The sequence below is a fragment of the Streptomyces triticagri genome (assembly GCF_003429565.1).
Taxonomy (GTDB): Bacteria; Actinomycetota; Actinomycetes; order Streptomycetales; family Streptomycetaceae; genus Streptomyces; species Streptomyces triticagri.
This window is the reverse complement of the sequence record NZ_QUAK01000025.1, coordinates 1-26,068: the sequence shown is the minus strand read 5'-3', so window position 1 is coordinate 26,068 and position 26,068 is coordinate 1. Positions and strand designations below refer to the sequence as shown.

The window sequence follows — 26,068 nt, the reverse complement described above, 5'->3', positions numbered from 1 at the left end:
CCGCGACGCTGCGCGAGATGCGCTGGTGGGACATCGAGCCGGTGCTCCGCCTGGAGCGTGAGCTGTTCCCGGACGACGCCTGGTCGAAGGGGATGTTCTGGTCGGAGCTCGCCCACGCCCGTGGGCCCGGGGGCACCCGTCGTTACGTGGTCGCCGTCGAGCCCGCCGGCGACGGCACCGAGCGCCTGGTCGGCTACGCGGGCCTTGCGGCCGTAGGCAGCACCGGTGACGTACAGACGATTGCGGTGGCCGCCGACCACTGGGGCACGGGTCTTGGTGCGTCCCTGCTCACCGATCTGCTGCGGCACGCCACCGCCTTCGAGTGCGCGGAGCTGCTGCTCGAGGTGCGGGTGGACAACACCCGTGCGCAGAAGCTGTATCTGCGGTTCGGCTTCGAGCCCATCGGCTTCCGCCGCGGGTACTACCAGCCGGGCAATGTGGACGCGCTGGTCATGCGCCTGGCCGACCCCGCATCGGGCATCCCGGGCCCGGACGCCGTGACCCCCGAAGCCGAGGCACCAGCAATACGAGCAACACCACAAGCACCAGAAGCACCACAAGCACCGGAAGCACCAGAAGCACCAGGACCCGAGCAAGGACCCCACCCCCATGGCTGACTCACGTGACGAGCCACTCGTCCTCGGTATCGAGACCTCCTGCGACGAGACCGGCGTCGGCATCGTGCGCGGGACGACGCTGCTCGCGGACGCCATCGCCTCCAGCGTGGACGAGCACGCCCGGTTCGGCGGAGTGGTGCCCGAGGTCGCGTCCCGAGCCCACCTCGAAGCGATGGTGCCGACCATCGAGCGCGCGCTCGCGCAGGCCGGCGTCAGCGCGCGCGACCTGGACGGCATCTCGGTGACCGCGGGGCCGGGTCTCGCCGGTGCGCTCCTGGTCGGCGTCTCGGCCGCCAAGGCGTACGCGTACGCGCTCGACAAGCCGCTGTACGGCGTGAACCACCTGGCCTCCCACATCTGCGTGGACCAGCTCGAACACGGCCCGCTGCCCGAGCCGACCATGGCCCTCCTGGTCTCCGGCGGGCACTCCTCGCTGCTGCTCTCCTCGGACATCACCTCGGACGTACGGCCGATGGGCGCGACCATCGACGACGCGGCGGGCGAGGCCTTCGACAAGATCGCCCGGGTGCTGCACCTCGGCTTCCCCGGCGGCCCGGTGATCGACCGCCTCGCCCGTGAGGGTGATCCGGAGGCGATCGCCTTCCCGCGCGGGCTTACCGGGCCGCGCGATCCCGCGTACGACTTCTCCTTCTCCGGGCTCAAGACGGCCGTGGCCCGCTGGATCGAGGCGAAGCGGAGCGCGGGCGAGGAGGTGCCGGTACGGGATGTGGCGGCCTCGTTCCAGGAGGCGGTCACCGATGTGCTGACCCGTAAGGCCGTACGGGCCTGCAAGGACCAGGGTGTCGACCACCTGATGATCGGCGGGGGAGTCGCGGCCAATTCGCGGCTCCGTGCGATGGCCGAGGAACGCTGCGAGCGCGCCGGCATCCGGCTGCGGGTGCCGCGGCCTGGGCTCTGCACGGACAACGGCGCGATGGTCGCGGCCCTCGGCGCCGAGATGGTGGCCCGCAACCGCTCCGCATCCGCCCTCGACCTGTCCGCGGACTCCTCGCTCCCGGTCACCGAACCGCTGGTGCCGGGCGCGGAGCCGGTGCACGACCACAGCCATGCACACGCGCACACGCACTCGCACGGCCACGACCATGTGCACGAGGTCAGCAAGGACAACCTGTACTCATGACCGTGGCCCTGATGTGGGAGGCGAGAGCCGCCGAGGGCCGCGGCGGCGACCTGCTGGCCTGGGTGCGGGCACAGCCCCCGGCCGGCGCGCCGCTGCGCCGCGAGATCCTCGGCGCGCCGGGCGACCGCGTCCTCGTCATCACCTGGTGGGCCGCCGCCTACGACGCGGAGCTGCCCGAACTGCCCGAACCCCCGGGCGAGTTGCTGCACCGTCCGGTGCACCGCTGGCGTTTCGAGTCGTACGGCGACGGGTGAGGCGCCCGCCGCCCGGACTCACCAGGTGATCTCGCCCGCCGGCTGACGGGTGGCGACGTTCATGCGGTTGAAGAGGTTCGTCACCGCGGTCCACAGGACGATCGTGGCGAGCTGCTTCTCGTCGAAGTACGTGGCGGCCTCTTCCCAGATGTCGTCCGGCACCGGGTCCGAGCGGTCGCTGAGCCGGGTCGCGCATTCGGCGAGCGCCATGGCGGCCCGCTCCTCGTCCGTGAAGTGCGGCGACTCGCGCCAGGCCGCCACCGCGTGCAGCCGCTCGTCGCTCTCGCCGGCCTTCTTGGCGCTGCGTACGCCCGAGTCGACGCAGAAGCTGCAGCCGTTGATCTGGCTGGCCCGCAGATGCACCAGCTCCAGGACCGCGGGCGGCAGGGAGTCGTCCTGCTGCACGGCCTTCACCACCTGCAGGATGCCCTTGGTGGCCTCCGGGAGCAGGGCCGCGGGGTTCTGCATACGTGCCTTCTGCATGGCTGTCTCCGTCCGGGCCCCTTCTGCGGGGCCGCATCGTGCGGAGGGTCCCTCCGCGTGGGCGATGTTCACTGCCATGACGGATCGCCGCGCGGGAGTGTGACCGGTCGGGGGAAGATCTCCGGGAAATACTTTGCCGGGGGGGTGTCGATCCGGCCCCGGCCCGATCGACGCAGAGGTGAGAGCGGGGGAACGGCCCCCGCCCCGCACCGTAGGAGACCACCATGTCGCGCTTCCTGATGATGATCCGGCACGGCGAGGACCCGACCGACCCGGACAACCGCCCCGACATCAGCCCCGAAGTGATCGAGAACGTGGGAAAGCTGCTGGAGGAGATGTCCAAGGCCGGCGTCCTACTGGACACCTCGGGCCTCAAGCCCACCCACGAAGGGGTCAGGCTGCACTGGAAGGCCGGCGACCTGTCGTACACCGACGGTCCCTTCACCGAGGCCAAGGAGATCGTCGGCGGCTACGCGATGCTGCAGTGCGCGGACCGGGCGGAGGCCGTGGAGTGGGCCCGCCGTTTCGTCGGCCTGCACGACGGCGTGGACTTCACCGCGGAGATCCGGGAGATCGTGGAGGGCTGAGCCGGTCGGTCTCGGGGGCGCCTCCGTCCGGGGCGCCCCCCGGCGTTTGCCCGCGCCGCCCCGCGGTGCTGGGATGGGTGGCCGTGACGGCACCTCGTACCGCTCCCGCGCAGCAAGCCCCGGACCGCGCCGTCGAAGCGGTCTTCCGGATCGAGTCCCCGCGCATCATCGCCCGCGTCACCCGCCTCGTCGGCGACGTCGGCCTCGCCGAGGAGCTGGCCCAGGACGCCCTGGTGGCCGCCCTCGAACAGTGGCCGCGGTCCGGCGTACCGGACAACCCGGGCGCCTGGCTGACGGCCGTCGCCAAACGCCGCGCAGTCGACCTCGTACGCCGCCACGAGACCTACGCCCGCAAACTCCGGGAGCTCGGCCGCGACTTGGAGACCTCACCGGCGACCGCCCCCGACCCCGCGGACACCGACCCGGACGCGATCGACGACGACCTGCTGCGGCTCGTCTTCACCGCCTGCCACCCGGTGCTTCCCGCCCGCGCCCGGATCGCCCTGACGCTGCGGCTGCTCGGCGGGCTCGGCACCCGGGAGATCGCCCGTGCCCTGCTCACCTCCGAGTCGGCAGTCGCCCAGCGCATCGTCCGCGCCAAGCGCACCCTCGCCGAGCGGTCCGTCCCGTACGAGGTGCCGAGCGGCCCGGACCGCGAGGCCCGCCTCGGTTCCGTCCTCGAGGTCATCTACCTGATCTTCAACGAGGGGTACGCCGCCACCGCCGGGGACGATCTGCAACGGCCGGCGCTCTGCGAGGAGGCGCTGCGCCTGGCCAGGGTGCTGAGCGGGCTGATGCCCGAGGAGAGCGAGGTGCACGGGCTCGCCGCGCTGCTCGAACTGCAGCAGTCCCGTTCGGCCGCCCGCACCGGCCCGTCGGGGGAGCCGGGTGCTCCTCGCCGACCAGCGGCGCTCCCGCTGGAACGGCCTGCTCGTGCGGCGCGGCTTCGAGGCCCTCACCCGGGCCGAGTCCCTGTCGGGCGGCACTCCCGGGCCGTACGCGCTGCAGGCAGCCGTCGCCGCCTGCCACGCCCGCGCCGCCGACTACGAGGACACCGACTGGTCGCGGATCGCGACGCTCTACGAAGTCCTCGCGGCCCGCGCCCCGTCCCCCGTCGTCGAGCTCAACCGCGCGGTCGCCGTCTGCCACGCGTACGGACCCGAACAGGCCCTCGCCCTCGTCGACGCTCTGAACGCCGAACCCGCCCTCGCGGACTACCACTTGCTGCCCAGCGTGCGCGGCGATCTGCTCGGCCGGCTCGGCCGCCACGAGGAGGCCCGCGCGGAGTTCACCCGCGCCGCCTCCCTCACCCGCAATGAGCGGGAGCGTCAACTGCTGCTCTCCCGGGCCGCCGGATCGGGTGATCCGGGAGCGGGGCGGCAGACCTGAGCGCCCCCGCCGCCACGGTGCCTCAGACCGGCCGGCCGACCAGCATCGTCGGCGCGTCCTCGACCCGGGTCAGGAACACCGTCGCCGCGTTCGGCCCCTTGAGCTTCATCCGCCGCCGCAGCTCCTCCGGCTCCATCGGCGACCCGCGCTTCTTGACGGTGAGCACACCGACCGCACGCTCCCTGAGCAGGGCCTTCAGCCGCTTGACGTTGAACGGCAGCTGGTCGGTGATCTCGTAGGCGGTCGCGAACGGTGTCGCGTGGAGAGCGTCGGATGTGACGTACGCGATCATCGGGTCGATCAGGCCGCCGCCGACCGACGCGGCGACCTCGGCGACCAGGTGCGCACGGACCACGGCGCCGCCCGGCTCGTAGAGATAGCGCCCGACGGGCCGTACGGGAGGGTTCGGCAGGCCGGTGCCGGCCAAGGCGTCGCCGGACGGCAGCAGCGTGGCCCGCACCGCGCCCGGTGTGGTGCCGAACCAGAAGACCGCCTCCTTCACCTCGCCGCCGTCCGAGATCCACTCCGCCTCGGCCTCCGCCGGCACCAGCTCGTGCGGCACTCCGGGCGCGATCTTCAGCGCGGCGCAGCGGGCGCGGCGGGCCGCGTCGATCGCCCAGGACAGCGGGGGCGAGTACGCCTCGGGGTCGAAGATGCGGCCGCGTCCGCCGCGCCGGGCGGGGTCCACGAAGACCGCGTCCCAGGCGCCGGTGTCCACGGCGGTGACGTCGTCGCAGCGCACCTCGATCAGCTCGGCGAGCCCGAGCGCCTCCGCGTTGGCCTGTGCCACCGCGCAGGTCAACGGGTCGCGGTCGACGGCAAGTACCCGGATCCCGGCCCGGGCGAGCGCGATCGCGTCCCCGCCGATCCCGCAGCAGAGGTCCGCGACGGAGCCGGTGCCCAGCTCCGCGAAGCGCCGGGCGCGGTGCTCCGCCACCGTCGTACGGGTCGCCTGCTCCACGCCGTTCGGCGTGAAGTACATCCGTGCCGCGTCCTCGGCGCCGAACTTCGCCGCTGCGCGCTGGCGGAGCCGGGCCTGCCCGAGCGCGGCCGAGACGAGCTCGGCGGGATGGTCGCGGCGCAGCCGGGTGGCGAGGGCGAGCTCGTCCGCGGCGGCGTGGTCGCGCAGCTCGGCGAGGAGTCCGGCGCCCTCGTCGGTGAGCAGGGCGGCGAAGGAGTCGAGGTCGTTCACCCGCTCATTGTCGGCCAGTCGGTGGATCGTGCAGTGCGGGCGGCGGTGTCGGCCCGGGCCCGGAGGGCGCCACTGACAGGATCCGACGCCATGCAGCTTGTACGACAAAACGAAGAAAGCGGTGGAAAAGGGGAGCCGACCGGCTCCCGTACCCGCATCCGCACCTGTACTCGTACCCGCACCCTCAACCTCAACCGACGGCCCCGCACCGGCGCCCACCGTCGGACCCTGCCCGTCAAGGCGCTCGCCGCCGTGATCGCGGCAGCTGCCCTCGCGGCCGGCTGCGCGAGCGGCGACACCGAGAAGAAGGCCGCTCCGCCCGCCCCCGGCCAGCAGGCCGCCGACCGCGCCGCCGCCAAGGCGAAGCAACGGGTCGCAGCCCAGGCCGCCCGAGTCGCCGCGGCCAAGCGCTGGGGCATCGCCAAGCCGCCCCTGCAGGCCCCCGAGCCCCCGGCGAAGAAGCCCACGCTCACCACCCGCAAGGGCTTCGAGGTCGACGACCAGAAGAACTTCCCGCCCGTCTATACGACGGTCCCCACCAAGGACAAGGTCGTCTTCCTGACGATCGACGACGGCGCCGAGAAGGACCCGCAGTTCCTCAGGATGATGAGCGAACTGAAGATCCCGTACACCGCGTTCCTCACCAACGACGAGATCAAGGACGACTACGGCTACTTCAGGAAGATGCAGGACCGCGGAGTCGTCCTGAACAACCACACCCTCAACCACCGCTATCTGCCCGGCCTCTCGTACGAGCAGCAGAAGCGGGAGATCTGCGGAATGCAGGACATCATCGAGAAGCAGTACGGCAAACGCCCGACGCTGTTCCGCCCGCCGTTCGGCAACTACAACCAGGACACCCTGCGCGCCGCCAAGTCCTGCGGCATCACGTCCGTCCCGCTCTGGAACGCCGAGGCCTTCGACAAGCGCATGGACTGGCGCGAATGGGACCGCGACCTGCACCCGGGCGACATCATCCTCACCCACTTCCGCGGCAAGGAGGAGTGGCAGGGCGGCATGCCCGCGATGATCCGCAACCTCCTGAAGACGGTCACCGACAAGGGCTACTCCATCGCCCGCCTCGAGGACTATCTGTGAGCCGCGCCGGAGACCTGCGGTGACGCGCGCGTACCGGCTGCTGGCCGGAGTGCTCGCGGCCGGTGCGCTCGTCCTGACCGGATGCGCCGAGTCCGTCGACCCCATCGAACGGCTCGGCCGCAAGGCGGCACACAAGGCCGGCGAAACGGCCCACCACAGGGAGGCCCACTCGTCGGAAAGCGCGGACCGCCAGGACGCACGGGGCGAGCAGCTCGCCTCCGCCGCCGCCCACCGCCGCTGGGGCCTGACCGAGCCGCTGGCTCCGCCCCCGAAACCGCCCGCCCGTGCGGAACACGGCAGCCGGCCCGGCGCGCACGGGGGCCTGCCACAGGTCGTCGACCGCGTCCCCACCAAGGACAAGGTCGTCTTCCTTACCTTCGATGACGGCGCCGAGCGCGACCCACGCTTCGTCCGCATGGTGCGCGAACTGCGGCTCCCCGTGAGCATGTTCCTCACCGACAGCGTCGCGGGACCCGGCTACGCCCACTTCGGGCGGCTGCGCGCGGTCGGCGCCACGGTGCAGAACCACACCCTGGACCACCCGTACCTGCCGGGACTCTCGTATGCGGGGCAGCGCTGGGAGATCTGCGGCCAGCAGGACAAGCTCCAGCAGCGCTTCGGGATCCGCCCGACCCTCTTCCGCCCGCCGTACGGCGAGTACAACGCGGACACCCTGCGCGCCGCCGCCGAATGCGGCATCCGTTCCCTGGTCACCTGGCGGGCATCGATGCAGATCAACGACCTGCGGTACGCGGAGGGCGACGGCCTGCGCCCCGGCGACATCATCCTGGCCCACTTCCGCGGCCCCGACGAACTCCACGGCACGTCCCTCACCGAGATGACCACCCGCATGCTCCGCCACATCCAGTCCCAGGGCTATACGGTGGCCCGCCTGGAGGACTACCTGTAGGCAACCCAGCCTGTCCGGCGTCCGAGGACACGGCCTGTCCAGGGCAATTCCAGCCTGTCCGGCGTCCGAGGACACGGCCTGTCCAGGGCAATCCAGCCCGTCCGGCGTTTGAGGACAAGGCCCGCCAGGGCCGGTGGCAGTAAACAGAACCCCCACCCCACGCAACACCGAATCCACCGGCAGAGCGCAGCGAATTGGCACTCCGCTTGACCGAGTGCTAATCCCGGTCATAGTCTCAACCCTGGCACTCCCCGAAGGAGAGTGCCAACACAGCGACGGGCAGGTCCGGCACCCGCGACGACGGATCCACCTGGTCGCCACCTCAGACAGTTAACCCCGTGAGATCTCCGAAGGGGGAGGTCGGATCGTGACGACCGCCAGCTCCAAGGTTGCCATCAAGCCGCTCGAGGACCGCATCGTGGTCCAGCCGCTCGACGCCGAGCAGACCACGGCCTCTGGCCTGGTCATCCCGGACACTGCGAAGGAGAAGCCCCAGGAGGGCGTCGTCCTCGCCGTGGGCCCGGGCCGCTTCGAGAACGGCGAGCGCCTGCCGCTCGACGTCAAGACCGGCGACATCGTGCTGTACAGCAAGTACGGCGGCACCGAGGTGAAGTACAACGGCGAGGAGTACCTCGTCCTCTCGGCTCGCGACGTCCTCGCGATCGTCGAGAAGTAATTCACCTGGGGGGCCAAGCAGCTCCCGATCAGGGAGCAGCCGCTCCCGAAGTTTTGCACTGCGCCCCTGGCCCCCGCGAATCAAGAAATTGCCGGGCGGACAGGGGCGCAGCTCTTTTTGAGAGGACTTGAGACAGCTCCATGGCGAAGATCCTGAAGTTCGACGAGGACGCCCGTCGCGCCCTCGAGCGCGGCGTCAACAACCTGGCCGACACCGTGAAGGTGACGATCGGCCCCCGCGGCCGCAACGTCGTCATCGACAAGAAGTTCGGCGCCCCCACCATCACCAACGACGGCGTCACCATCGCGCGCGAGGTCGAGATCGAGGACCCGTACGAGAACCTGGGCGCCCAGCTGGTGAAGGAGGTGGCGACCAAGACCAACGACATCGCGGGTGACGGCACCACCACCGCAACCGTGCTCGCCCAGGCACTCGTCCGCGAGGGCCTGCGCAACGTGGCCGCGGGTGCCTCCCCGGCCGCCCTGAAGAAGGGCATCGACGCCGCGGTCAAGGCCGTCTCCGACGACCTGCTCGCCACCGCGCGTCCCATCGACTCGAAGTCCGACATCGCCGCCGTGGCCGCGCTCTCCGCGCAGGACCAGCAGGTCGGCGAGCTCATCGCCGAGGCGATGGACAAGGTCGGCAAGGACGGTGTCATCACCGTCGAGGAGTCCAACACCTTCGGTCTCGAGCTCGACTTCACCGAGGGCATGGCCTTCGACAAGGGCTACCTGTCGCCGTACATGGTGACCGACCAGGAGCGTATGGAGGCCGTCCTCGACGACCCGTACATCCTGATCCACCAGGGCAAGATCTCCTCGATCCAGGACATGCTCCCGCTGCTCGAGAAGGTCATCCAGGCCGGTGGCTCCAAGCCGCTCCTGATCATCGCCGAGGACGTCGAGGGCGAGGCCCTGTCGACCCTGGTCGTGAACAAGATCCGCGGCACGTTCAACGCGGTGGCCGTCAAGGCCCCCGGCTTCGGCGACCGCCGCAAGGCGATGCTCGGCGACATGGCCACCCTCACCGGTGCCACCGTCATCGCCGAGGAGGTCGGCCTCAAGCTCGACCAGGCCGGTCTGGACGTGCTCGGCACCGCCCGCCGCGTCACCATCACCAAGGACGACACCACCATCGTCGACGGTGGCGGCAGCTCGGACGAGGTCGCCGGCCGGGTCAACCAGATCAAGGCCGAGATCGAGACCACCGACTCCGACTGGGACCGCGAGAAGCTCCAGGAGCGCCTCGCGAAGCTGGCCGGCGGTGTCTGCGTGATCCGCGTCGGTGCCGCCACCGAGGTGGAGCTCAAGGAGAAGAAGCACCGTCTGGAGGACGCCATCTCCGCGACCCGCGCCGCGGTCGAGGAGGGCATCGTCTCCGGTGGTGGCTCCGCCCTGGTGCACGCCGCCAAGGTGCTCGAGGGCTCCCTGCAGAAGGAGGGCGACGAGGCCACCGGTGTCGCCGTCGTCCGCCGCGCCGCCGTCGAGCCGCTGCGCTGGATCGCGGAGAATGCCGGCCTTGAGGGCTACGTCATCGTCTCCAAGGTCGCCGAGCTGGAGAAGGGCAGCGGTTACAACGCGGCCACCGGCGAGTACGGCGACCTGGTGAAGTCCGGCGTCATCGACCCGGTCAAGGTCACCCGCTCCGCCCTGGAGAACGCCGCCTCCATCGCTTCCCTGCTGCTCACGACCGAGACCCTGGTCGTCGAGAAGCCGGCCGAGGAGGAAGAGGCCGCCGCGGGCCACGGCCACGGTCACAGCCACTGACGCCTCCGCGTCGTCGAGGCCCGGCTTCCCTTCGGGGAGGCCGGGCCTTCGTGCGTACGCCAACAGCGCCCAAGTGCCCTACTGCGGCCCGTACTTCCGCCCCGTACGCGAGGTGACACCGCCCAGCAGCCCCCGCGGTACGAACTTCACCGCGCCCATCATCGCCTTGTACCGCGGGTCCGGGATCGACAGCGACTTGCCCCGCTCCAGGTCGGCGAGCGCGGCCGACACCAGCTTGTCCGCGTCCAGCCACATCCACTTGGGGATGTTGTCGGTCCCCATACCGGCCCGCTCGTGGAACTCGGTGCGCACGAACCCCGGGCACAGCGCCATCAGCCGTACGCCGGCCCCCGCCAGGTCGTTCGCCGCGCCCTGGGTGAACTGCACGACCCAGGCCTTGGACGCGCCGTACGTACCCCGGGGCACGAAGGCCGCCGTCGACGCGACGTTGACCACGCCGCCGCGCCCCCGCTCCCGCATGGCGTCCGCTGCGGCCGAGGTCAGCCGGAGCACCGCCTCGCAGTGCACCTTCAGCATCCGCAGCTCGTCGGCCATCGGGACGTCGAGATAGCGGCCCTTGTTGCCGAACCCGGCGTTGTTCACCAGCAGGTCGACCGGGTGCTTACGGTCGGCGAGGCGCGCCTCGACCGCGCTGATGCCCTCCTCGGTGGCCAGGTCGGCCGCGAGCACCTCGGCCTCGATGCCGTGCCGGTCGTGCAACTCGGTGGCCTGCTCGCGCAGTCGGTCGACATCGCGTGCGACCAGGACGAGGTTGTGCCCGTCGGCGGCGAGCCGGCGACCGAAGGCGGCACCGATCCCAGCGGTCGAGCCCGTAATCAGAGCGGTTGTCATGGGGTCAGGTTAATGACCGGTCAGTGGTCGCCGTGACCGTGCCCCGCAGGCGGCCGTCCGGCCTTGTCGCCCTTGTCGACGACCACGAACTGCCCCATCATCCCGCCGTCTTCATGGAAGAGGAGATGGCAGTGGTACATGTACGGAGTGTCCGGATCCGCCGGCCCGTCGAAGCGCATCGCCAGCTTGACCGTGGTCCCGCCGGGCACGAACACCGTGTCCTTGGCGCCGCGCAGCTCGGCCGGCGGGCGCCTGCCGTTCACCTCGAGCACCCTGAACTGCACATCGTGCACATGGAAGTTGTGCGGGACCCCGTCCTCGTTGCGCACGGTCCAGGTCTCGGTGGTGCCGCGGGTGACGGTCTCGTCGACACGGCTCATGTCCATCGCCCGGCCGTTGATCCCGCTCGTGCGCAGCTCGAAGAACCGCTCCCGGGCCGAGTCCTTGCCGTGTGGCACCTCCAACTCGCCGAGCTCTCCCGGTATTTCAGGGCTGGGGCGGAGCTTGTCCGCGGCGCGCAGCTGGAGGATGTCGAAGGAGTCGTCGCCGCCGCTGAAGCGCTGCTGCCAGGCGTCGCCGTAGGTGTCGTGCGAGTAGCTGCGCAGCACGGTCTTCTCGCCGGGCTTCATCCGTACGACGATCTCGGCCCGTTCGCCCGGGGAGAGCTGGATGCGGTTCATCCGGGCCGGCGACTCGAGCAGCCCGCCGTCCGTGCCGACGAGGGCGAACTCGCGGTCGTCGGAGAGGCCGAAGTCGTAGATCCGGGCGGTCGAGGCGTTGAGCAGCCGCAGTCGGACGAGTTCGTCACCGACCTCCTGGTAGGGCTTCATGGTGCCGTTGACCATCGTGCGGTCGCCCAGGAAGCCGGTGCTCTGCATGAATCCGTGCCCGTGGTCGAAGTCCGCGCCGTCGAACTTCACGTCCTGCACGATCACCGGCACATCGTCGACCCCGTACTTCTTCGGCAGCTCGAGACCGGACGACGGCTTGTCATCGACCAGGAACATGCCGGCGAGTCCGCGCTGGACGTGCTTCTCGGTCGCCCCGTGCGGATGCGGGTGGTACCAGAGAGTGGACGCCGGCTGGTCGATCTTCCACCGCGGCGACCAGGTGTCGCCAGGCTCGACCATCTGGTGCGGTCCGCCGTCCATGCGGGCCGGCAGGTGCATGCCGTGCCAGTGCACGGTGGAGGCTTCCTTCAGGCGGTTCGCGATCCGGACCTTGACCTTCTCGCCGCGCTCGGCGCGCAGCGTCGGGCCCAGATAGTCGCCGTTGAATCCCCAGGTCGGCGTCCGCCGGCCCTTGTTGAACTCCTTGTGGCCCGACTGCATGCGCAGGTCGAAGACCCGTGTGCCGTCCTTGTCCACCGTCGACTTCGCGAGCGGCGGGACGGCCAGTCGATTGCTGAAGTCCACCTTGCCCACGGTGCTGACATCGGCGGTGGTCCACAGCCACGCGAAACCGCCCCCGAGCAACGCCACGAACACGCCGACCACCGTCGCCGTGACGATCAGTATCCGCTTCCACCTGCGTCTGCCACCAGTCTTCGCCATGGCAACCAGCGTGGTCGCGGCCCGCCCCGGGCAGTATCGGGAACTGCCCTGAGCCAACCCGGTGCCGCCCCTTAAGGGGAGGGTGGCCTCAACCCCTGAGCCCCGCCGTGTACTTCGCGACCGTCGCCACGTCCTCCTGCCCCAGCGCATCACCGGCGGCGAGCAGCCGCGGCAGCAGCGTGCGCTCCGTCGTATGGGCCCTGAACTGGAAGGACACCGTCACCTCGTGATCCGGCGTGCGCACGATCTCGATCGGATCGCCGGGCCTGACCTCACCCGGCTCCACGACCCGGAGATAGGCGCCGGGCGCGGCCCGCTCGGTGAACCGCTTGACCCAGCCCTGTTCACCGAGCCACTCCGCGAACGTACGGCAGGGGATGCGGCTGCTGGACACTTCGAGCACCAGATCGGGGCCGATCCGCCAGCGCTCGCCGATCCGGGCGCCGTTCACATCGAGGCCGGACGTGGTCAGATTCTCCCCGAAGCTGCCGTTCCCCAGCTCCCGGCCGAGCTCACGCTCCCAGAAGTCCAGATCCTCGCGGGCGTACGCGTACACGGCCTGATCGGTCCCGCCGTGGTGCCGGGTGTCGCAGACGGCGTCCCCCGCGACGCCGCTGGCGCCCACGCCCTTCGGCCCCGGCTCGGCGATCCGTACCGGACCCTCCACGGGACGCTTGTCGATGCCGCTGGTGCCGGACGGTGCATCGGAGTACGTGACGGACTCGGCCCGGCCGAGATTCACGGAGAGAAGCCTCATGGCACCACGCTAATTCGGCCCATTCCAAAGTCGCAACGCAATAATCTCCGCTTTCTCCAAGACTCCCTTATGCTCGAGGAATGATCGAGGCCCGTCACCTCCGCGTCCTGCGCGCCGTCGCCGCCACCGGTTCCTTCTCCGCGGCAGCGCGTGAACTGGGCTGTACGCAGCCCGCGGTGAGCCAGCAGATGAAGGCGCTCGAGCAGTCGGCCGGTACCCCGCTGCTGATCCGCTCCGGACGCGAGATGCGTCTGACCCAGGCAGGAGAAGCACTGGTCAGGCATGCCGCGGGGATCATCGCGGGACTCACCGCGGCGGAGGAGGAAGTCGCCGCGATCGCCGGCCTGCGGGCCGGTCGGGTGCGTCTGGTCTCCTTCCCGAGCGGCAGCTCGACCCTGGTGCCCGGCGCGCTCGCCGCACTGCGCGCGGCCCATCCCGGCACCCGGGTCTCCCTGGTGGAGTCCGAGCCGCCGCGCTCGGTGGAGATGCTCCGCGAGGGCGACTGCGATGTGGCCCTGGCCTTCCGCTACGAGGAGGGCTGGCGCGGGGCGCCAACTGAAGCGGAACGGCCGGTGTCCCGCCCGGCGGACGACTGGAGCGATCTGGTCGTACGCCCCGTGCAGGCGGACCGATTGGTCGGCGTGGTCCCCGAGGGGCACCGGCTCGCGGATGCGGAATCCGTCGGGATCGCCGAGTTCGCGGACGAGCCGTGGATCGCCGGATGTCCGCGCTGCCGGCGGCAGTTGGTCGAGGTGTGCGAGAGCGCCGGCTTCGCGCCGCGCATCGACTTCGCGACGGACGACTATCCGGCGGTGGTCGGCCTGGTCGCCGCGGGCCTCGGTGTCGCCGTACTGCCCGAGCTCGCGCTGGCCTCGGTGCGGGCCCGCGGGGTGCGGACCGTGACGGTCGAACCGGCTGTACGGCGGGAGATCGTCGCGCTCACGCTGCCGGATCTCGCCCAGGTCCCGGCCGTCGCCGCGACGCTCGACGAGCTGGCCACGGCTGCCGCGCACTGATCCCCCGCGTCTTCGCGGGGGTACGCGGGCGCGGTTTCGAAGAAACGTTCCTTCAGGAGCGTGCTGCCGTGGTCGCGGCGGTCACAAGCCGGTTGCGCGCCCGGCCCATCAGCTCCTCGCGCTCGTCCTCGGTCAGGCCGCCCCACACCCCGTACGGCTCGCGCACCGCCAAGGCGTGGGCGGCGCACTCGGCGCGCACCGGGCACCTCATGCAGACCTCTTTGGCCGAGTTCTCACGGGCGCTTCGTGCCGCTCCCCGCTCGCCCTCCGGGTGGAAGAACAGCGAGCTGTCGACTCCTCGGCACGCGGCCAGGAGCTGCCAGTCCCACAGATCAGCGTTCGGTCCGGGAAGGCGGGAGAAGTCTGCCATTGCGTGTCCCCTTGCAGCCGTTCTGAGGCGGTTACGGTGCCCACGACGGTACATCTACTGTCGTAGGAGATGTAAATATGACTCATTGCGAATCTAGCCTCAGACACCACTAAAAGGGAAGAAATCCAGCCTGAATGGGGCACACTGCTCGGCGGCGTCGCGATGACCTGCGGACTCTCTGGTGTATTCACGCCCTTACGTAGAGTGCCGAAGGGGGCGCCCCCACCCGTAACCCTTTCGGGTGACCATCGTTGAGAGTGCGAGGCGGTTGAAAACCCAAGCGCTCGGGCAGATGTCCGAGAGCGTCAACCGCACAGGTGACGATTCGTACCCAGCCTGGAGGCTCAAGGTGACGCGCAGCAGCTGTGAGAGCCGCGGAGGACGCCAATCATGACTTCCGTCCTCGTCTGCGACGACTCCCCGCTCGCCCGAGAGGCGCTCCGCCGCGCGGTCGCGACCGTGCCCGGCGTCGAGCGCGTGACGACAGCGGCCAACGGCGAGGAAGTCCTCCGCCGCTGGGGCGCCGACCGCTCGGACCTGATTCTGATGGACGTACGCATGCCCGGACTCGGGGGCGTGGAGACGGTGCGCCGGCTCCTGTCGGCCGACCCCGGCGCGCGGATCATCATGCTCACGGTCGCCGAGGATCTGGACGGCGTCGCGCTCGCGGTCGCCGCCGGTGCCCGCGGCTATCTGCACAAGGACGCCTCGCGTGCCGAGCTGCGGGCGACCGTGACGCAGGCGCTCGCCGACCCGACGTGGCGGCTCGCCCCGCGCCGGCTCCGCTCCGCCGAGATGGGCGCCGCTCCCACGCTCACCGCGCGCGAGATCCAGGTGCTCGAGGGCATGAGCCACGGCCGGTCGAACGCGGAGATCGGGCGCGAGCTCTTCCTCTCCGAGGACACCGTCAAGACGCATGCGCGCCGGCTGTTCAAGAAGCTCGGCGCATCGGACCGTGCGCACGCGGTCGCGCTCGGCTTCCGGTGGGGTCTGGTGCGCTGAAGGTGCCTGTCCGCGGGGGTGCGAGTGTCCCCGCCCGCCGCCGTGCGGGCGGGGTGGCCGATGCCGCTGCGAGCTGTTCCGTGCAGCGGCTTATGTTGTTTCCCGCGAGATGCCGCATCCTTGAGGTGTGGAGTTCCTCGGGGACGATTCGGCCGAGCGGGAGGGGAGGGCGCAGGAGATGACTTCCGGCGCGCCTGCTCATAACGCTTCCATGCACAACTTCGGACGCGGTGCCGCGGATCGGCAGTCCCCGAGGCACCATGGACCGATGCGGGACGACGGGACGACGGTGATCAGTGATCTGGTGCACCGTGCCGTCGACGGCGACAAGCAGGCCACGCACGATCTCCTGGCTCACGTCCACCCTCTCGCACTGCGCTACTGCCGTACGCGACTGTCCCGACTCCCGGGTGACGCACGGCACTTCGTCGAGGACCTGGCGCAGGAGGTCTGTGTCGCCGTACTCCTCGCACTGCCGCGTTACAAGGACACCGGGCGCCCCTTCGAAGCGTTCGTCTTCGCCATCGCCGGGCACAAGGTCGCCGATCTGCAGCGGGCCGCGATGCGGCACCCCGGATCCACCGCAGTGCCGTCCGACGAGATGCCGGAGCGGCCCGACGACTCGCTCGGCCCCGAGGAGCAGGCGCTGCTCAGCAGCGACGCCGCCTGGGCCAAGAAGCTCCTCGCCAACCTCCCGCAGAATCAGCGCGAACTGCTGCTGCTGCGGATCGCCGTGGGCCTGACCGCGGAGGAGACCGGCCAGATGCTCGGGATGTCGCCCGGCGCCGTCCGGGTCGCCCAGCACCGCGCACTCAGCCGGCTGCGGGCGCTCGCCGAGCAGTAGGGCGCGTCCTTCGGATCGGGCCGGGGCCCGGTCGTGGCCGGGGAAGCGCCGTCGTAGGAACGCACGACGAAGATCGGGCGAGCGGTCGGTGCGATCGTGGAATGAAGTACCTCCGCGGCCCGTTAGCATGGTGGTCCGCGCCTGGCAAGAGCATTGGGGAAGGTGTCATGAGTGACCACGTCGACGGAGCGCCCGAGAAATTCGCGATGCTCGGGCTGACATACGACGACGTCCTGCTGCTGCCGGGCGCCTCCGAGGTGCTGCCGAACAAGGTCGACACCGGTTCCCGGGTGTCGCGCAACGTCCGGGTGAACATCCCGCTGCTCTCCGCGGCGATGGACAAGGTCACCGAGGCCCGTATGGCGATCGCCATGGCACGGCAGGGCGGTGCGGGCGTACTCCACCGCAACAGCTCGATCGAGGACCAGGCGAACCAGGTCGACCTCGTCAAGCGCTCCGAGTCCGGCATGGTCAGCGACCCGATCACGGTCTCGCCCGACGCCACCCTGCGCGAGGCCGACGACCTCTGTGCGAAGTTCCGTATCAGCGGCGTGCCGGTCACCGACCCGACGGGCAAGCTGCTCGGCATCGTCACCAATCGCGACATGGCTTTCGAGAACGACCGATCGCGCCAGGTCCGCGAGGTCATGACGCCGATGCCGCTGGTCACCGGAAAGGTCGGCATCTCCGGCGAGGACGCCATGGAGCTGCTGCGCCGCCACAAGATCGAGAAGCTTCCGCTGGTCGACGACGCGGGCGTGCTGCGCGGCCTCATCACCGTCAAGGACTTCGTCAAGGCCGAGAAGTATCCGAATGCCGCGAAGGACGCCGAGGGCCGGCTCGTCGTCGGTGCCGCGGTCGGTGTCGGTGACGAGTCGTTCGACCGGGCGCAGGCGCTCGTCGAGGCCGGCGCGGACTTCCTCGTGGTGGACAGTGCGCACGGCCACAGCCGCGGCATCCTCGAGATGATCGCCAAGCTCAAGACGCACATCGACATCGACATCGTGGGCGGGAACGTCGCGACGCGTGAGGGCGCCCAGGCCCTCATCGACGCGGGCGTCGACGGAGTGAAGGTCGGTGTCGGGCCCGGCTCGATCTGCACCACCCGCGTGGTCGCCGGCATCGGTGTCCCGCAGGTCACCGCGATCTACGAGGCCGCGCAGGCCTGTCACGCGGCGGGCGTCCCGCTGATCGGTGACGGCGGACTGCAGTACTCGGGAGACATCGCGAAGGCCATCGCGGCCGGCGCGGACACCGTGATGCTCGGCTCGCTGCTCGCGGGCTGCGAGGAGTCGCCGGGCGAGATGGTGTTCATCAACGGCAAGCAGTTCAAGTCGTACCGGGGCATGGGTTCGCTCGGCGCGATGCAGTCGCGTGGGCAGGCCCGCTCGTACTCCAAGGACCGCTACTTCCAGGACAATGTGCTCTCCGAGGACAAGCTGGTGCCCGAGGGCATCGAGGGCCAGGTGCCCTACCGCGGTCCGCTGTCCTCGGTGGCGCACCAGCTGATCGGCGGTCTGCGGGCCTCCATGGGGTACGTGGGCTCGGCCGACATCCCGGAGCTGAAGGCCAAGGGACGCTTCGTACGCATCACGTCCGCGGGTCTCAAGGAGAGCCACCCGCACGACATCTCGATGACCGTCGAGGCACCGAACTACGCCGGACGCTAGACGGGCGGCGGACGCACCTGACGAGGCCCGCGGGTACTGTGCCCGCGGGCCTCGTCGTGCGCGTCGGGGATACTGGAAGACGCAGGACGGAAGCACGGAAAGGCCACTCAACGTGACTGAGATCGAGATCGGGCGCGGCAAGCGCGGCCGCAGGGCGTACGCCTTCGACGACATCGCCATCGTCCCCAGCCGGCGCACGCGGGACCCGAAGGAGGTCTCGATCGCCTGGCAGATCGACGCCTACCGTTTCGAACTGCCCTTCCTGGCGGCCCCGATGGACTCGGTGGTCTCCCCGGCGACCGCCATCCGGATCGGCGAGCTCGGCGGCCTCGGCGTGCTCAACCTCGAGGGCTTGTGGACCCGGTACGAGGACCCGCAGCCGCTGCTCGACGAGATCGCGGAGCTCGACCCGGAGACCGCGAACCGCCGGCTGCAGGAGATCTACGAGGCGCCCATCCAGGAGGAGCTGATCGGGCAGCGCATCAAGGAGGTGCGTGACTCGGGCGTGGTCACCGCGGCCGCGCTCTCGCCGCAGCGCACCGCCCAGTTCTCCAAGGCCGTCGTGGACGCGGGCGTCGACATCTTCGTCATCCGCGGCACCACGGTCTCCGCCGAGCACGTCTCGGGCGCGGCCGAGCCGCTGAACCTCAAGCAGTTCATCTACGAGCTGGACGTCCCAGTCATCGTCGGTGGCTGCGCCACGTACACCGCGGCGCTGCACCTGATGCGGACCGGCGCGGCCGGTGTGCTCGTCGGCTTCGGCGGCGGCGCCGCGCACACCACGCGCAACGTCCTGGGCATCCAGGTCCCGATGGCGACGGCCGTGGCCGATGTGGCCGCCGCCCGGCGCGACTACATGGACGAGTCGGGCGGCCGCTATGTGCACGTCATCGCCGACGGCGGCGTGGGCTGGTCCGGCGACCTGCCGAAGGCGATCGCCTGCGGCGCCGACTCGGTGATGATGGGCTCCCCGCTCGCCCGTGCCACGGACGCGCCCGGGCAGGGCCACCACTGGGGCATGGAGGCCGTCCACGAGGACGTGCCGCGCGGCAAGAAGGTGCACCTGGGCACCGTCGGCAGCACCGAGGAGATCCTCACCGGTCCCTCGCACACTCCGGACGGGTCGATGAACTTCTTCGGTGCGCTGCGTCGTTCGATGGCGACCACCGGATACAGCGAACTCAAGGAGTTCCAGCGGGTCGAGGTCACGGTGGCCGACTCGCAGCACAGCCGCTGAGCCTTCCGCCGGGCGCGTTCCCGGCACACGGCAGGGGCCGTACCGCTTCGTCGCGGTGCGGCCCCTGCCGTCGTGTGTACGGCTCCGGTACGCCTCAGAGTCGGTGGGCGGCGCCGACGGGGGTGGCGCCGCGGGTGTCCAGGAGGAGCTGGGCCTTCACCGCGAGGCCCTGCAGGTCGTAGGTGCGGTGGGACTGCAGGAGGATCGTCAGGTCGGCCTCGGCCGCGGCCTCGTAGAGGGAGTCGGCGCGGGGGACGGGGCGGCCGAGTACGCGCCAGTGCGGGACGTACGGGTCGTGGTAGCTGATCGCGGCGCCGAGATCCATCAGGCGGGTGGCGATCTCGTGTGCGGGGGCGCCCTCCTGGCAGGCGAGGTCGGGCTTGTAGGTGACGCCGAGGAGCAGTACGCGGGCGGCCCGGGCGGACTTGCCGTGCTCGTTGAGCAGGGTGGCGGCGCGCTGGATGACGTAGCTCGGCATGCGGTCGTTGATCTCCTGCGCCAGGCCGACCATGCGCAGCGGATGGCCCGGGGTGCGGGTGGGGTGGGGCAGGTAGGTGGGGTCGAGCGGGACGCCGTGGCCGCCCACTCCGGGGCCGGGGCGGAAGGCCTGGAAGCCGAAGGGCTTGGTCTCGGCGCAGCGGATCACGTCCCACAGGTCGACGCCCAAGTCGTGGCAGAGCACGGCCATTTCGTTGACCAGGGCGATGTTGACGTGCCGGTAGTTGGTTTCCAGGAGCTGTACGGTCTCCGCTTCTCGTGGTCCACGCGCGCGTACCACCTTGTCGGAGAGCCGGCCGTAGAAGGCGGCGGCGGATTCCGTGCAGGCCGGGGTGATGCCGCCGATGACCTTCGGGGTGTTGGTGTGGTGGTGCGTACGGCTGCCCGGGTCGAGGCGGCCGGGGGAGTACGCGAGGTGGAAGTCGCGTCCGGCACGCAGCCCGGAGCCCTTCTCCAGGAGGGGGCGCAGCAGGTCCTCGGTGGTGCCGGGCGGTACCGGCGATTCGAGGATCACGGTGGTGTGCGGGCGCAGCCGGGCGGCGAGGGCGCGGGCGGCCTCGGTGACGTGGGAGAGGTCGGGGGAGCGGTCCGGGCCGAGCGGGCTCGGGGCGCAGATCACGGCGGTGCGGACGCGGCCCAGTTCGGCGGCGTTCGTGGTGGGGCGGAAGCCGTTCGCGAGCATGCGGCGCAGGTCGGCGGCGGTCAGGGCGCCCTCGTCCGCGGGCAGCCGTCCGGCGGCGAGGTCGGCGGTGTGCCGCGGGTCGTAGGCGAGGGTGTCGATGCCGGCCGCCACGGCGGCCTGGGCCAGTGGCAGGCCGAGATGACCGAGTCCGATGACGGCGAGATCTGCGGGCATGGAGTGAGCCGTCCTTCCCTGTAGCCGGAGCGGGAGGAGTGCGCAAGTCCTGTGGACAAGGTGGACGAGCGCAATGTCAGGTTAGGAGTAAATATGACCGATTTCCGGCATTGTGCGGCCGTAGTTCACCGTGTGTTGTCCACAGGCTGAGGGGTGGAGGTGGCCGATGTCCGTGCACGCGGACAGAATCGGGGCATGGGTGACGTGAGCCCGAGCACACCCAGAATCGACCGAGCGCACCCGAATGACAACCGAGCACACCCGAATCACAACGGGAGGCAGCCGTGAGGACAGCGACACTGGGCCCTGCAGAGCGCGCCGAAGCACTCGCCGGCCTGGCCGAGCGGGAACTGGACGTGCTGGTGGTCGGCGCCGGAGTGGTCGGCGCGGGCACCGCGCTCGATGCGGTGACCCGCGGCCTGTCCACCGGCCTGGTCGAGGCGAGGGACTGGGCGTCCGGCACCTCCAGCCGGTCGAGCAAGCTGATCCACGGCGGGCTGCGGTATCTGGAGATGCTCGACTTCGCGCTGGTGCGCGAGGCCCTCAAGGAGCGCGGGCTGCTCCTGGAGCGCATCGCCCCGCATCTGGTGAAGCCGGTGCCGTTCCTCTATCCGCTGAAGGGCAAGGGCTGGGAGCGGCTCTACGCGGGATCGGGCGTCGCGCTCTACGACACGATGTCGATGTCCCGCGGCCACGGCCGGGGTCTGCCGATGCACCGGCATCTGTCGCGCCGTCACGCCCTGCGGGTCGCGCCCTGCCTGCAGAAGGACGCACTGGTCGGCGCCCTGCAGTACTACGACGCCCAGATGGACGACGCCCGCTATGTCGCCACCCTGGTGCGCACGGCCGCGGCGTACGGGGCGAAGGTGGCCAACCGCGCGCGGGTGACGGGCTTTCTGCGCGAGGGCGAGCGGGTGGTCGGCGCCCGGGTCCAGGACCTCGAGGGCGGTGGTGAGTACGAGATCAGGGCCCGCCAGGTCGTGAACGCGACGGGGGTGTGGACCGATGACACCCAGGCGATGGTCGGGGAGCGGGGGCAGTTCCACGTCCGATCGTCCAAGGGCATCCACCTGGTCGTACCGAAGGACCGGATCAACTCGACGACGGGTCTGATCCTGCGTACCGAGAAGAGCGTGCTCTTCGTCATCCCGTGGGGCAGGCACTGGATCATCGGGACCACCGACACGGACTGGGACCTCGACAAGGCACACCCGGCCGCGTCCAGCGCGGACATCGACTACCTTCTGGAGCACGTCAATTCGGTGCTCGCGGTGCCGCTCACCCGGGACGACGTGCAGGGGGTCTATGCGGGCCTGCGCCCGCTGCTCGCCGGTGAGTCGGACGCCACCAGCAAGCTGTCCCGGGAGCACACGGTGGCCCATCCGGTGCCGGGTTTGGTGGTCGTGGCGGGCGGCAAGTACACGACGTACCGGGTGATGGCGAAGGACGCGGTGGACGAGGCGGTGCACGGACTCGATCAGCGCGTCGCCGACTGTGTCACCGAGGACATCCCGCTGGTGGGTGCCGAGGGCTATCGGGCGCTGTGGAACGCCAGGGCGCGTATCGCGGCGCGTACCGGGCTCCATGTGGTCCGCGTCGAGCACCTGTTGAACAGGTACGGATCGCTCGCCGAGGAGGTGCTCGAGCTGATCGCGGCGGATCCCTCGCTGGCCGAGCCGCTGCCGGGCGCGGACGACTATCTGCGCGCGGAGGTGGTCTACGCGGCCTCGCACGAGGGCGCCCGGCACCTGGACGACGTCCTGACGCGGCGCACCAGGATCTCGATCGAGACCTTCGACCGGGGCACGCGCAGCGCCCGGGAGGTCGCCGAGCTGATGGCGCCGGTGCTCGACTGGGACAAGGACCAGGTCGAGCGGGAGATCGCGCACTACGAGAAGCGGGTGGAGGCCGAGCGTGAATCGCAGCTGCAGCCCGACGATCTGACGGCGGACGCGGCGCGTCTCGGGGCTCCGGAGATTTCGCCGGGCTGATGGGGGTGGAGCGGTGGGGTCGTAGCTCTGTGCTGCCCCGGGGGCGTCCAAGGAGCTGTCCAACGGAGCTGTCCGTCAGGGGAGTTGGTGCCGGCGGTCAGAGGGAGTTGGTGCCGGCGACACGGCCTGAACCGGGTCGGAACGGGCGTCCCGTGGCATATGACGAGGTCGCCGGGTGCGGTGCGGCGCATTGCGTACGCGCACCGTTGCGCCGTGGACCCGGGGCTTCCCCGGCCCTTGGCATGAGGGACAATGAAGGCTCTGCCAGGGCGGGTTGATTGCAGAGGGGACGCATGTCGGAGGCTGAGCAGCCGAAGGAGACCACGGGGCGCCTCCTTGCCGGGCGGTACCGCCTGGGTGAGGTCCTCGGTCGCGGCGGGATGGGCACCGTCTGGCGCGCAGTCGACGAGACGCTCGGCCGTACGGTCGCGGTCAAGGAGCTGCGGTTTCCCTCGGCGATCGACGAGGACGAGAAGCGCCGGCTGATCACGCGCACCCTGCGCGAGGCCAAGGCGATCGCCCGCATCAGGAACAACGGCGCGGTGACGGTCTACGACGTGGTCGACGAGGACGACCGTCCGTGGATCGTCATGGAGCTGATCGAGGGCAAGTCGCTCGCCGAGGTGACGCGGGACGACGGCCTGTTGACGCCCCGGCGTGCCGCCGAGGTGGGGCTCGCGGTGCTCGACGTACTGCGTTCCGCGCACCGCGAGGGCATTCTGCACCGCGACGTGAAGCCGTCCAACGTCCTGATCTCCGAGGACGACGGACGGGTCGTGCTCACCGACTTCGGGATCGCCCAGGTCGAGGGCGACCCGTCGATCACCTCGACCGGGATGCTGGTCGGGGCCCCGTCGTACATCTCCCCCGAGCGAGCGCGCGGGCACAAGCCCGGTCCCGCCGCGGACCTCTGGTCGCTCGGCGGTCTCCTCTACGCCTCGGTCGAGGGTGTGCCGCCGTACGACAAGGGCTCGGCGATCGCCACCCTCACCGCGGTGATGACGGAGTCGCTCGAGCCGCCGAAGAACGCGGGGCCGCTCGAAGAGGTCATCTACGGACTGCTCGCCAAGGACCCGGATCAGCGTCTCGACGACGCCGGCGCCCGGGCGCTGCTCAACGACGTGATTCACCTTCCGGAGGTCGAGGAGAAGAAGCCGGAGCCGAAGGCGGATGCGACGCGGGCGATGCCGCTGCCGCCTGCGCCGCCTGTGCCGACGGAGAAGCCGAAGGGCTCGGCCGGGGCTGCCGCCGAGCCCGCGGCGGAGGAGAAGGGCAAGGGCGAGGCGTCGGGCGCCGCTGCGGCTTCGGCGGGAGACGGCGTCGCGGCCACACCTTCCGCTCCTGCCGGGCCGCCGAGTGCCGCGCCTGCGGCGCGGAACGCCCAGTGGGAGGCGCTCGGTCGGCTCTTCGCCAAGCACCGGATGGTGATCCTGGCGGCCGTCGCCGCGCTGGTCGTGCTCGGTTCGGTCCTCGCCATCGCCCTGAGCGGCGGCGACTCGGACGGCGGCAGCCGTGACAACAAGGGCGGCGGCACCCAGGAGTCCGCGGACGCGGGCCAGGGCAAGGACGGCGACAAGGGAGCCGACAAGCCCAAGGAGGACACCGACGGCGGCAAGGGCGACCAGGCCGGGGACGACGACGCGGGTGACGGCGACGGAGGCAAGGACGCCGACGACCCCGACGGCGGGGTGCCGGACGGCTACGAGCGGGTCACCAACTCGAAGTTCGAGTTCAGCATCGCGCTGCCCGAGGGCTGGAAGCAGATCGGGGAGGCGGGCGCCGGCAGCGGTGCGATCTACGCAGCGGGCGCCGGGAGTTATCCGAAGGTCCAGGTGGATGCCGGTGACTCTCCGGGCAAGAACGCGGCGGCGGCCTGGCTGGCCCTGGAGCCGGCCGTCAAGGGGAACTCCAAGGACTACAAGCGGCTTTCGCTCAAGCCCTCCGACTGGCGCGGCTACCGGACCGTCGCCGACTGGGAGTTCACCCGTACCGAGTCCGGCGGTGTCAAGGCGCGGATACTCAACAGGGGCTTTGTGACGGATGATTCGCACGCCTACGCGATCATGATCACCTGCGGCGCGGACAAGTGGGACGACAAATCCTGCTCCCAGCTGCGCGATGTCGCCTTCGACACCTTCGAGCCGAAAGGCTGAGCCCCGGCCGGACCCCGGCTGAATCCCCGGCCGCCCGTTGCCCGTTGAACCGAAGCCTGTGGATAACCCGCACAGATGTACGTGGTGACGTATCGTGAGACCGCGCGAACCCTACGCAACCGCAATCTGGCGGGAAACGATCGGACTTGGCGCACAACGGGACGGGTAGAAGTGCGCGGACAGGAGCATCGGACGCCGCGCAGGGTGACGGGGAGGCGATGTGGACGACTACGCGGGACGTGTGCTTGCCGACCGTTACCGTCTGCCGTTGCCGCCTTCCGATGAGTACGAGTTCGCCGAGACGCGCGCGTTCGACACGTACAGCGGGCAGGAAGTCCTCGTCAGGCAGGTGCCGTTGCCGGAGGTCGTCGAGGCGGAGGTGCTCGACGAGGACGGCGGGCCCGGGGCGGTGCCGGCGCCCCGGCGGGCCTCGGGGCGGACCACGCGCAGGCCCACCGACCCCGCGGTGCGAAGGGCCATCGAGGCCGCCCAGGCGGCCGCGCAGATTCCGGACCATCCGCGGCTCGACCAGGTCTTCGACGTCTTCGCGGAGGGTGGTTCGCTCTGGATCGTGAGCGAGGTGGTGGCCGCCAGGCCGCTCGCCGCGCTCCTGGCCGAGCGGCCGTTGGCGCCTTATCGGGCGGCGGAGGTCGCCTCGGACGTCCTCACCGCCCTGCGCGTCCTGCATGCACACGGCTGGGTCCATCGGAACATCACGGTGCGTACGGTCCTGGTCTGCGACGACGGCCGCATCATGCTGACGGGCCTTGCCGCGGGTGCGGCGGAGGACGCGCTGTGCGGGTACGACCCGGTGCCGGATCCTCCGGAGGAGGACGACGGGGGCGGCGGCGGTGGTGGGCCCGATCGCGCTCCGGGTGGTGAGCAGGGTGGTGGTCCTCCCGGGAGTGGTTCGGGCGGTGGTCTTCCGGCGCCGCATGCGCCGGGTGGGCGCGAAGGTGCGTATGAAGCGCTCAATTCCGGTCATCCGGGCGGGAGTTCCGGACAGGTGGCGGTCGGTGCGCCCGCCCTCGACGGGGCCCGGTCCGGCGGCGGGGCCCGGTCCGGCGGCGGGGGCGGGGCGCGTCCGGCTCTCCCGGCGGGTGACACCCGGGCTGCGCGGGCCGGAGCGATCGCGGCCTATCGCGCGGGCGCCCGG

At 70.7% G+C, this 26,068-nt stretch carries 23 protein-coding genes and 1 pseudogene; 17 read left to right on the top strand and 7 right to left on the bottom strand.

Annotation, left to right across the window (positions count from 1 at the left end):
• The first annotated feature begins 17 nt into the window (after window positions 1-17).
• Genes rimI through DY218_RS05010 form a run of 3 tightly spaced genes read left to right on the top strand, consistent with a single transcriptional unit; the run spans window position 18 to window position 2,012 of the window.
• The gene (gene rimI / locus DY218_RS05020) at window positions 18-617 is read left to right on the top strand and encodes a ribosomal protein S18-alanine N-acetyltransferase (protein WP_128554841.1); all 600 of its coding nucleotides are present in this window, start codon (window positions 18-20) and stop codon (window positions 615-617) included.
• Window positions 610-1,758 (top strand): tRNA (adenosine(37)-N6)-threonylcarbamoyltransferase complex transferase subunit TsaD, encoded by a 1,149-nt coding sequence (tsaD, locus tag DY218_RS05015; RefSeq protein ID WP_128554689.1) that lies wholly within the window; start codon window positions 610-612, stop codon window positions 1,756-1,758. The genes rimI and tsaD overlap by 8 nt, the downstream gene beginning before the upstream one ends.
• Entirely contained in the window at window positions 1,755-2,012 is a 258-nt protein-coding gene (locus DY218_RS05010; protein WP_128554688.1) for a hypothetical protein, read from the top strand. Before tsaD ends, DY218_RS05010 begins: the two co-directional genes overlap by 4 nt.
• Window positions 2,013-2,030: 18 nt before the next feature.
• Here the strand turns inward: DY218_RS05010 and DY218_RS05005 are convergent, their stop codons facing one another.
• Window positions 2,031-2,495 (bottom strand): carboxymuconolactone decarboxylase family protein, encoded by a 465-nt coding sequence (locus DY218_RS05005; protein WP_128554687.1) that lies wholly within the window; start codon window positions 2,493-2,495, stop codon window positions 2,031-2,033.
• 224 nt (window positions 2,496-2,719) lie between these two features.
• On the opposite strand from DY218_RS05005, the gene DY218_RS05000 reads away from it, so the two are divergent.
• Window positions 2,720-3,082, top strand: a complete 363-nt coding sequence (locus tag DY218_RS05000; protein ID WP_128554686.1) for a YciI family protein — start codon at window positions 2,720-2,722, stop codon at window positions 3,080-3,082.
• Between the two features lie 83 nt (window positions 3,083-3,165).
• Window positions 3,166-4,471 (top strand): annotated as a pseudogene (locus tag DY218_RS04995) (RNA polymerase sigma factor).
• Window positions 4,472-4,493: 22 nt separating this feature from the next.
• On the opposite strand, the gene DY218_RS34835 reads toward DY218_RS04995, so the two are convergent.
• Window positions 4,494-5,663, bottom strand: coding sequence for a THUMP-like domain-containing protein (locus DY218_RS34835; RefSeq protein WP_407703556.1), 1,170 nt, complete (start codon window positions 5,661-5,663; stop codon window positions 4,494-4,496).
• 90 nt (window positions 5,664-5,753) lie between these two features.
• Here DY218_RS34835 and DY218_RS34830 point away from each other — a divergent pair, with 90 nt between their 5' ends.
• From DY218_RS34830 to groL, 4 genes are all read left to right on the top strand, one after another.
• Entirely contained in the window at window positions 5,754-6,761 is a 1,008-nt protein-coding gene (locus DY218_RS34830; RefSeq protein ID WP_233521369.1) for a polysaccharide deacetylase family protein, read from the top strand.
• 19 nt (window positions 6,762-6,780) lie between these two features.
• Window positions 6,781-7,671, top strand: a complete 891-nt coding sequence (locus DY218_RS04985; RefSeq protein ID WP_233521368.1) for a polysaccharide deacetylase family protein — start codon at window positions 6,781-6,783, stop codon at window positions 7,669-7,671.
• 367 nt (window positions 7,672-8,038) lie between these two features.
• Window positions 8,039-8,347 carry a co-chaperone GroES gene (gene groES / locus DY218_RS04980; RefSeq protein WP_016434667.1) on the top strand — a complete coding sequence of 103 codons (309 nt, stop codon included), beginning with the start codon at window positions 8,039-8,041 and terminating at the stop codon, window positions 8,345-8,347.
• A gap of 140 nt (window positions 8,348-8,487) precedes the next feature.
• Window positions 8,488-10,113 carry a chaperonin GroEL gene (gene groL, locus DY218_RS04975; RefSeq protein WP_128554684.1) on the top strand — a complete coding sequence of 542 codons (1,626 nt, stop codon included), beginning with the start codon at window positions 8,488-8,490 and terminating at the stop codon, window positions 10,111-10,113.
• A gap of 78 nt (window positions 10,114-10,191) precedes the next feature.
• On the opposite strand, the gene DY218_RS04970 is transcribed toward groL, so the two are convergent.
• The 3 genes from DY218_RS04970 to DY218_RS04960 form a co-directional block, all read right to left on the bottom strand.
• Window positions 10,192-10,965, bottom strand: a complete 774-nt coding sequence (locus DY218_RS04970; RefSeq protein ID WP_128554683.1) for an SDR family NAD(P)-dependent oxidoreductase — start codon at window positions 10,963-10,965, stop codon at window positions 10,192-10,194.
• 20 nt (window positions 10,966-10,985) lie between these two features.
• Window positions 10,986-12,518 carry a multicopper oxidase family protein gene (locus DY218_RS04965; RefSeq protein ID WP_128554682.1) on the bottom strand — a complete coding sequence of 511 codons (1,533 nt, stop codon included), beginning with the start codon at window positions 12,516-12,518 and terminating at the stop codon, window positions 10,986-10,988.
• Between the two features lie 88 nt (window positions 12,519-12,606).
• A complete protein-coding gene (locus DY218_RS04960; protein WP_128554681.1) occupies window positions 12,607-13,275 on the bottom strand; it encodes an MOSC domain-containing protein in 669 nt (222 codons plus the stop codon).
• 80 nt (window positions 13,276-13,355) lie between these two features.
• Between DY218_RS04960 and DY218_RS04955 the strand changes: the two genes are divergently transcribed.
• The gene (locus DY218_RS04955) at window positions 13,356-14,291 is read left to right on the top strand and encodes a LysR family transcriptional regulator (protein WP_128554680.1); all 936 of its coding nucleotides are present in this window, start codon (window positions 13,356-13,358) and stop codon (window positions 14,289-14,291) included.
• A 52-nt stretch (window positions 14,292-14,343) separates the two neighbouring features.
• Here DY218_RS04955 and DY218_RS04950 read toward each other — a convergent pair whose 3' ends face one another.
• Complete coding sequence (locus DY218_RS04950; protein ID WP_128554679.1) at window positions 14,344-14,661, bottom strand: WhiB family transcriptional regulator; 318 nt, start codon at window positions 14,659-14,661, stop codon at window positions 14,344-14,346.
• 390 nt (window positions 14,662-15,051) lie between these two features.
• Between DY218_RS04950 and DY218_RS04945 the strand changes: the two genes are divergently transcribed.
• The 4 genes from DY218_RS04945 to DY218_RS04930 all read left to right on the top strand — a co-directional run bounded on the left by DY218_RS04945 (window position 15,052) and on the right by DY218_RS04930 (window position 19,414).
• A complete protein-coding gene (locus DY218_RS04945; protein ID WP_003948568.1) occupies window positions 15,052-15,663 on the top strand; it encodes a response regulator transcription factor in 612 nt (203 codons plus the stop codon).
• A gap of 268 nt (window positions 15,664-15,931) precedes the next feature.
• On the top strand, window positions 15,932-16,507 hold the full coding sequence (locus DY218_RS04940) for a sigma-70 family RNA polymerase sigma factor (protein WP_128554678.1): 576 nt from the start codon (window positions 15,932-15,934) through the stop codon (window positions 16,505-16,507).
• A 167-nt stretch (window positions 16,508-16,674) separates the two neighbouring features.
• Complete coding sequence (guaB, locus tag DY218_RS04935; protein ID WP_128554677.1) at window positions 16,675-18,177, top strand: IMP dehydrogenase; 1,503 nt, start codon at window positions 16,675-16,677, stop codon at window positions 18,175-18,177.
• A 112-nt stretch (window positions 18,178-18,289) separates the two neighbouring features.
• Window positions 18,290-19,414 carry a GuaB3 family IMP dehydrogenase-related protein gene (locus DY218_RS04930; protein WP_128554676.1) on the top strand — a complete coding sequence of 375 codons (1,125 nt, stop codon included), beginning with the start codon at window positions 18,290-18,292 and terminating at the stop codon, window positions 19,412-19,414.
• A 94-nt stretch (window positions 19,415-19,508) separates the two neighbouring features.
• Here DY218_RS04930 and DY218_RS04925 read toward each other — a convergent pair whose 3' ends face one another.
• Window positions 19,509-20,768 (bottom strand): nucleotide sugar dehydrogenase, encoded by a 1,260-nt coding sequence (locus DY218_RS04925; RefSeq protein WP_128554675.1) that lies wholly within the window; start codon window positions 20,766-20,768, stop codon window positions 19,509-19,511.
• Window positions 20,769-21,052: 284 nt separating this feature from the next.
• On the opposite strand from DY218_RS04925, the gene DY218_RS04920 reads away from it, so the two are divergent.
• The 3 genes from DY218_RS04920 to DY218_RS04910 all read left to right on the top strand — a co-directional run.
• Window positions 21,053-22,759, top strand: coding sequence for a glycerol-3-phosphate dehydrogenase/oxidase (locus tag DY218_RS04920; RefSeq protein WP_128554674.1), 1,707 nt, complete (start codon window positions 21,053-21,055; stop codon window positions 22,757-22,759).
• 293 nt (window positions 22,760-23,052) lie between these two features.
• On the top strand, window positions 23,053-24,912 hold the full coding sequence (locus DY218_RS04915) for a serine/threonine-protein kinase (protein WP_128554673.1): 1,860 nt from the start codon (window positions 23,053-23,055) through the stop codon (window positions 24,910-24,912).
• Between the two features lie 220 nt (window positions 24,913-25,132).
• Window positions 25,133-26,068 (top strand): protein kinase (locus DY218_RS04910; protein ID WP_147336121.1); only part of this gene is annotated, 936 nt, incomplete at its 3' end.

Coding starts and splice junctions, on each gene's coding strand:
- DY218_RS04915 (WP_128554673.1), top strand. CDS start 23,053: ATGTCGGAGGCTGAGCAGCCGAAGGAGACCACGGGGCGCCTCCTTGCC.
- tsaD (WP_128554689.1), top strand. CDS start 610: ATGGCTGACTCACGTGACGAGCCACTCGTCCTCGGTATCGAGACCTCC.
- DY218_RS04970 (WP_128554683.1), bottom strand. CDS start 10,965: ATGACAACCGCTCTGATTACGGGCTCGACCGCTGGGATCGGTGCCGCC.
- DY218_RS04925 (WP_128554675.1), bottom strand. CDS start 20,768: ATGCCCGCAGATCTCGCCGTCATCGGACTCGGTCATCTCGGCCTGCCA.
- DY218_RS04940 (WP_128554678.1), top strand. CDS start 15,932: ATGCGGGACGACGGGACGACGGTGATCAGTGATCTGGTGCACCGTGCC.
- DY218_RS04960 (WP_128554681.1), bottom strand. CDS start 13,275: ATGAGGCTTCTCTCCGTGAATCTCGGCCGGGCCGAGTCCGTCACGTAC.
- DY218_RS05005 (WP_128554687.1), bottom strand. CDS start 2,495: ATGCAGAAGGCACGTATGCAGAACCCCGCGGCCCTGCTCCCGGAGGCC.
- DY218_RS04945 (WP_003948568.1), top strand. CDS start 15,052: ATGACTTCCGTCCTCGTCTGCGACGACTCCCCGCTCGCCCGAGAGGCG.
- groL (WP_128554684.1), top strand. CDS start 8,488: ATGGCGAAGATCCTGAAGTTCGACGAGGACGCCCGTCGCGCCCTCGAG.
- DY218_RS04950 (WP_128554679.1), bottom strand. CDS start 14,661: ATGGCAGACTTCTCCCGCCTTCCCGGACCGAACGCTGATCTGTGGGAC.
- DY218_RS04965 (WP_128554682.1), bottom strand. CDS start 12,518: ATGGCGAAGACTGGTGGCAGACGCAGGTGGAAGCGGATACTGATCGTC.
- DY218_RS34830 (WP_233521369.1), top strand. CDS start 5,754: ATGCAGCTTGTACGACAAAACGAAGAAAGCGGTGGAAAAGGGGAGCCG.
- DY218_RS04955 (WP_128554680.1), top strand. CDS start 13,356: ATGATCGAGGCCCGTCACCTCCGCGTCCTGCGCGCCGTCGCCGCCACC.
- DY218_RS05010 (WP_128554688.1), top strand. CDS start 1,755: ATGACCGTGGCCCTGATGTGGGAGGCGAGAGCCGCCGAGGGCCGCGGC.
- rimI (WP_128554841.1), top strand. CDS start 18: ATGCGCTGGTGGGACATCGAGCCGGTGCTCCGCCTGGAGCGTGAGCTG.
- guaB (WP_128554677.1), top strand. CDS start 16,675: ATGAGTGACCACGTCGACGGAGCGCCCGAGAAATTCGCGATGCTCGGG.
- DY218_RS05000 (WP_128554686.1), top strand. CDS start 2,720: ATGTCGCGCTTCCTGATGATGATCCGGCACGGCGAGGACCCGACCGAC.